Origin of the sequence: Burkholderia sp. (genome assembly GCF_018375725.1) — a bacterium.
Lineage (GTDB): Bacteria > Pseudomonadota > Gammaproteobacteria > Burkholderiales > Burkholderiaceae > Burkholderia.
The window spans coordinates 1-4,931 of sequence record NZ_JAHACR010000302.1 but is presented as its reverse complement, the minus strand read 5'-3'; the positions used below and the strand labels follow the sequence as shown (position 1 = coordinate 4,931).

Here is a 4,931-nt window from a genome sequence, read left to right as displayed (position 1 = left end):
GCCGAACGCGGTCTTGAAGAACAGGATCCACGTATCGAGTGCGTCGGCGGGCAGCGCGAGACAGACGTGATCGATGCCGGTCAGCGGCCCGACCTCGCTCGGGCCGTCGATGTCGGTCAGTACGAAATCGGATTCGTACAGCGTCGGCGCGTCCGGCGCTTCGTCGACGAAGTATTCGAGGCTGCCGTCCGGCGCCTTCACGCTCGGCAGCACGCGCTCGTTCGGGCCGACGCGACCGGAGAACGGCGCGTAGCCGAAACCCGCCGCGCGTTCGAACGCGACGGCCGCATCGTCGACACGAAACGCCGACGCGCACAGCGACAAGCCATGCTGCTGGAAGAACGCATCGGCGAACGAGTCGCGTTCGGCATTGAGCACGATCGATGCCGCGCCGTGCCGGTAGAGCGCGACGTCCTTCGATCGATGGCGGCCGGCGAGTCGGAAACGCATCTTGCCGAGCCATTCGCCGACGTTGGCTGCGGCTTCGGCATCGACGGCGAACTCGATGAACTGAAGGCCGACATGCGTGGGCGGCGCGGGCGGATCGAACAGCGGCTGGACGGCGGCCGGTGCACGTCCGTCCTGCGCGAGGCGGGCACGCGTCGATGTTTCGAGATAAAGCAGCGAGCGATGGCCGTCGGCGGCCGTGAGCGCGGTCGGCGCGGCGCGAAAGCCGTCGTTGAAGATCTCGAGCGACAGCGGTCCCGTATAACCGGACTCAATGACCCGGGCCGTAAAGCGCGCGAGATCGAAGTCGCCCTGGCCGGGGAAGGAGCGGTAGTGGCGGCTCCATTCGAGCACGTCCATCGCGAGCTTCGGCGCATCGGCGATCTGCACGAATGCGATCCGGTCGCCGGGAATGTCGGCGATCGCGTCGGGCGAATCGTCGAGGGACAGCGTGTGGAAACTGTCGAGCGCAAGTCCGAGATGCGGGCTGTTCACGGCATCGACCAGCCGCCATGCATGGCCGAACCGGTTGACGACCCGCCCCCACGCCAGCGCCTCGTATGCGGCGACGACGCCCGCTTGCCGCGCGGCCTCGGCGAGCGCGCCGAGCTGGTCGACGAGCAGCGCGTCGTCGGCGATCGTGTCCGGCGACGCATTGCTGCACACGAGGATCCGATCGGTGCCGAGCGCATGCATCACGTCGAACTTGCGTCTGATCCGGTCGAGATTGCGCGCGAGCTGCGCGGGGCTGACGCCTTCGAAATCGCGAAACGGCTGAAACAGCACGATGTCGAGGCCGAGATCGGCCGCCATGTTCCGGATGTCGGCGGGAGAACCGTCGAAATAGACGAGGTCGTTCTCGAAGATTTCGACGCCGTCGAAACCCGCCGCCGCGATGGCGGCGAGCTTTTCGGTGAGCGTGCCGGAAAGCGACACGGTGGCGATCGAGCGCTGCATGGGAAAGTCCTGCGGATGAGTGGGATGGCGCCAGCGGGAACGGCCACGAAATGAACCATTTGCTTAGCTGATGAGCGTCGCCATTCCCGCGTTGACTGGGATGTTGTCGCGGATTATACAAACTAACTAGGTGGTACAAATAAGCGAAAACCCGGAAAGACACTGCGATGGCGCAGGCGCACACTAGCGTCGAATCTTGACGACACGGCGCGGCGTCCCGCCGCGGGCTGCGCCAGTTTCCGGAGCAATCGACATGAGCAAGCGCAAGGTGCTGGTGCTGAACGGCCCGAACCTGAACCTGTTGGGGACGCGCGAACCCCACATCTACGGCGCGGAGACCCTCGCCGACGTGGAGCGCCGCTGCCGCACGGCTGCGGAGGGACTCGGCATGGAAATCGAATTTCGCCAGTCGAACGCCGAGCATCAACTGATCGACTGGCTGCACGCAGCGCGTCACGACATGCATGGCATCGTGATCAACCCGGCCGCCTATACGCATACGTCGGTGGCGCTTGCCGATGCGCTGTCCGCGATCGGCAAGCCGGTGATCGAGGTCCACATCTCGAATGTGCATCGCCGCGAGCCGTTCCGCCATCATTCGTACGTCTCGGCGGTGGCTGAGGCCGTAATCTGCGGCTGCGGCACCGAGGGCTACGTACTCGCGCTGCAGCGCATGTCGACCATTCTTTCGCAAGGAGTCCGGCAATGAGCCGTCCATCTTTTTTGATCGGCCTGATCGGCCAGGGCATCGGCGGTTCGCTGTCGCCAGCGATGCATGAGGAGGAGGGCTTCCGTCAGGGGTTCGGCTATGTATACAGGCGAATCGATCTCGACGTGCTGGGCATGACCGCCGACGCGCTGCCGCATTTGCTCGCGGCCGCAGAGCAAATGGGCTACAACGGCCTGAACATCACGCATCCGTGCAAGCAGCGCGTGATCGAGCATCTCGACGAACTGTCGGACGACGCGCGAGCCCTCGGCGCGGTCAATACGGTGCTGTTCAGGGGCGGCAAGCGTTTCGGCTACAACACCGATTGGTCGGGCTTCGCGAAATCGTTCCGGCGTGGGCTGCCGGACGCGTCGCTCGATCGCGTCGTGCAGCTTGGCGCGGGCGGTGCGGGGGCGGCCGTCGCGCATGCGGCGTTGCAGATGGGCGCGGCCGGATTGACGATCTTCGATGTCGACACGACGCGCGCCCGCGCGCTCGCAGGCGAATTGCAGCAGCGTTTCCCCGCCGCCTCGGTGACGCCTGGCGATGATCTGGCGACGGCGGTGCATGCGGCGACGGGTCTGATCCATGCGACGCCGACCGGCATGGCAAAGCATCCGGGCCTGCCACTGCCTGCCCGGATGCTTCACGCGGGAATGTGGGTCGCGGATATCGTCTATTTCCCGCTCGACACGGCACTCATCCAGACGGCGCGCGACGCGGGCTGCCGCACGCTGACGGGCGGCGGGATGGCGGTCTATCAGGCGGTCGACGCGTTCGAGATTTTCACCGGGCGCGCGCCCGACGCGGAACGGATGTTCGACCACTTTCAGTCGCTCGTTGCGCGCTGACCCTCATCCATATTCATAAAGAGAGACCGGGAGACGACGATGCAGCACAGCACCCATACGAATACCGCGCCGGTTCCGCCGGCGCATGCGGCGGCCGGCGCGGTGCGCCGCACGTCGGCGCGCTACAAGATTCTCGCGCTGCTTGCGATCGGCACGATGATCAATTATCTCGACCGAACCGTGCTGGGGGTGGCTGCGCCGCAGCTGACCCGTGAGCTCGGCATCAATGCGACAGTGATGGGCATCATGTTCTCGGCGTTTTCGTGGACGTACGTGGTGATGCAGGTGCCGGGCGGTCTCTTCCTCGACCGTTTCGGCAGCAAGGTCACGTATTACTGGTCGATGACGCTGTGGTCGCTGTGCACGCTGCTGCAGGGTTGCGTGCACGGCGTGTCGCCGCTGCTTGCGTGCCGTCTCGGGCTCGGTGTGACGGAGGCGCCATGCTTTCCGACCAACAGCCGCGTGGTCGCGACCTGGTTTCCGCAGAATGAGCGCGCGATGGCGACTGGCACCTACACGGTCGGCGAGTACATCGGCCTCGCGTTTTTCAGTCCCGTGCTGTTCGCCCTGATGGGGGCATTCGGCTGGCGTTCGATGTTCTGGGTCGTCGGCGGTGCCGGCATCCTGTTCGGTGTTGTCTGGTGGGTGTTCTATCACGAACCGCGCAATCATCCGGGCGCGAACGCGGAGGAGCTTGCCTATATCGAGGCAGGCGGCGGTCTGGTGCACAGCGCGAAGCAGGGCGGCAAGCCGGGCCAGGCGAAATTCAGCTGGCGCATGGCCGGTCGGCTGCTGAAGAAACGCCAGCTCGCGGGTATTTGCCTTGGCCAGTTCGCCGGCAATTCGACGCTCGTATTCTTCCTGACCTGGTTTCCCACCTATCTTGCGACTGAGCGCCATATGGGCTGGCTGAAGATCGGCTTTTTCGCGGTGATGCCCTTCATCGCGGCGTCGGTCGGCGTGATGTTCGGCGGAATCTTCTCCGATTGGCTGCTACGTCGCGGCAAATCCGCGAACGTTGCGCGCAAGCTGCCGATCATCGCCGGCCTCCTGCTTGCTTCGACGATCATTCTCGCCAACTACGTGCAGAGCAACGAGGCGGTGATCGCAATCATGTCGGTCGCATTCTTCGCGCAGGGCATGGCTGCGCTGGGCTGGACGCTCGTATCGGACATCGCGCCGGATGGTCTGCTCGGCGTGACCGGCGGCATCTTCAATTTGGCGGCGAATCTCGCCGGCATCATCACGCCGCTCGCGATCGGTTTCATCGTCACGGCGACCGGGTCGTTTGTCGGGGCGCTTGTATTTATCGGCGTGATCGCATTGGTCGGTGCGCTGTCGTATATCTTCGTCGTCGGCGACATCAAGCGGATCGTGCTGTAACGCATATTCGATCGGCTATGCATTGGGCCCGGCGGCTGTTGAGTCGCCGGGCTTTCTTTGTCTGCTCGGGTATCTTGGGTTGGCGGCGGTGTTGACCAGGCGCATCGGCTTCAGGCGCGGTCGGCGTGCTGGAGCGGGATCATATGCCGGGTACGGACATGATGCCGGAGCCGATTCGATTGGTGGTCGACGTGGAGTGCCAGGTGGTGCCGGAGGCAAGGCAGGAGGATCCCGGACGCTGCGTGTGCGGAGGCGCCTTGGTGTCGCGGACATTGGGAGGAAGCGGCGGAGATGGCGAATGCGCATCGCGTGCCGGGGCCGCGAGCTCCCGATGCGGCGTGGGGCGGGCTGCCGGCCCGCGGCGCGCTTGGATTCCGCGTGCGCCGCGGGCCGTGCGCCGGCGCGTGCCGTGGTGGGGATCGGTGGGGGCTTGCGCGGCGGGCGGGGATTGCCTAGAATCACGCCTCTTTCGCGCGGCGGGTGTCGCGGCGCGGGGGAGGGGAAGCGGGACGGCGCGACGCGGGGCAAAAAAAGTAGTTGACGCGCGGCGCGGGAGTGTTCATAATCTCGTTTCTCTGCTGCTG

Annotated in this window: 4 protein-coding genes; 3 read left to right on the top strand and 1 reads right to left on the bottom strand. The window is 65.3% G+C overall.

Annotation, left to right across the window (positions count from 1 at the left end; translation table 11 throughout):
- On the bottom strand, positions 1-1,404 hold a 1,404-nt coding region (locus tag KH616_RS21305; RefSeq protein WP_292250559.1), incomplete at its 3' end, for a sugar phosphate isomerase/epimerase and 4-hydroxyphenylpyruvate domain-containing protein.
- A gap of 253 nt (positions 1,405-1,657) precedes the next feature.
- On the opposite strand from KH616_RS21305, the gene aroQ reads away from it, so the two are divergent.
- Genes aroQ through KH616_RS21290 form a run of 3 tightly spaced genes read left to right on the top strand, consistent with a single transcriptional unit; the run spans position 1,658 to position 4,347 of the window.
- Positions 1,658-2,113 carry a type II 3-dehydroquinate dehydratase gene (gene aroQ / locus KH616_RS21300; RefSeq protein ID WP_292250558.1) on the top strand — a complete coding sequence of 152 codons (456 nt, stop codon included), beginning with the start codon at positions 1,658-1,660 and terminating at the stop codon, positions 2,111-2,113.
- Entirely contained in the window at positions 2,110-2,964 is an 855-nt protein-coding gene (locus tag KH616_RS21295) for a shikimate dehydrogenase (protein ID WP_292250556.1), read from the top strand. The genes aroQ and KH616_RS21295 overlap by 4 nt, the downstream gene beginning before the upstream one ends.
- A 39-nt stretch (positions 2,965-3,003) precedes the next feature.
- Positions 3,004-4,347, top strand: coding sequence for an MFS transporter (locus KH616_RS21290; RefSeq protein WP_292250554.1), 1,344 nt, complete (start codon positions 3,004-3,006; stop codon positions 4,345-4,347).
- Positions 4,348-4,931 lie beyond the last annotated feature (584 nt).

What these genes read in the sequence shown, in the direction of transcription:
- aroQ (WP_292250558.1), top strand. Translation starts at nt 1,658, where the DNA reads ATGAGCAAGCGCAAGGTGCTGGTGCTGAACGGCCCGAACCTGAACCTG.
- KH616_RS21295 (WP_292250556.1), top strand. Translation starts at nt 2,110, where the DNA reads ATGAGCCGTCCATCTTTTTTGATCGGCCTGATCGGCCAGGGCATCGGC.
- KH616_RS21290 (WP_292250554.1), top strand. Translation starts at nt 3,004, where the DNA reads ATGCAGCACAGCACCCATACGAATACCGCGCCGGTTCCGCCGGCGCAT.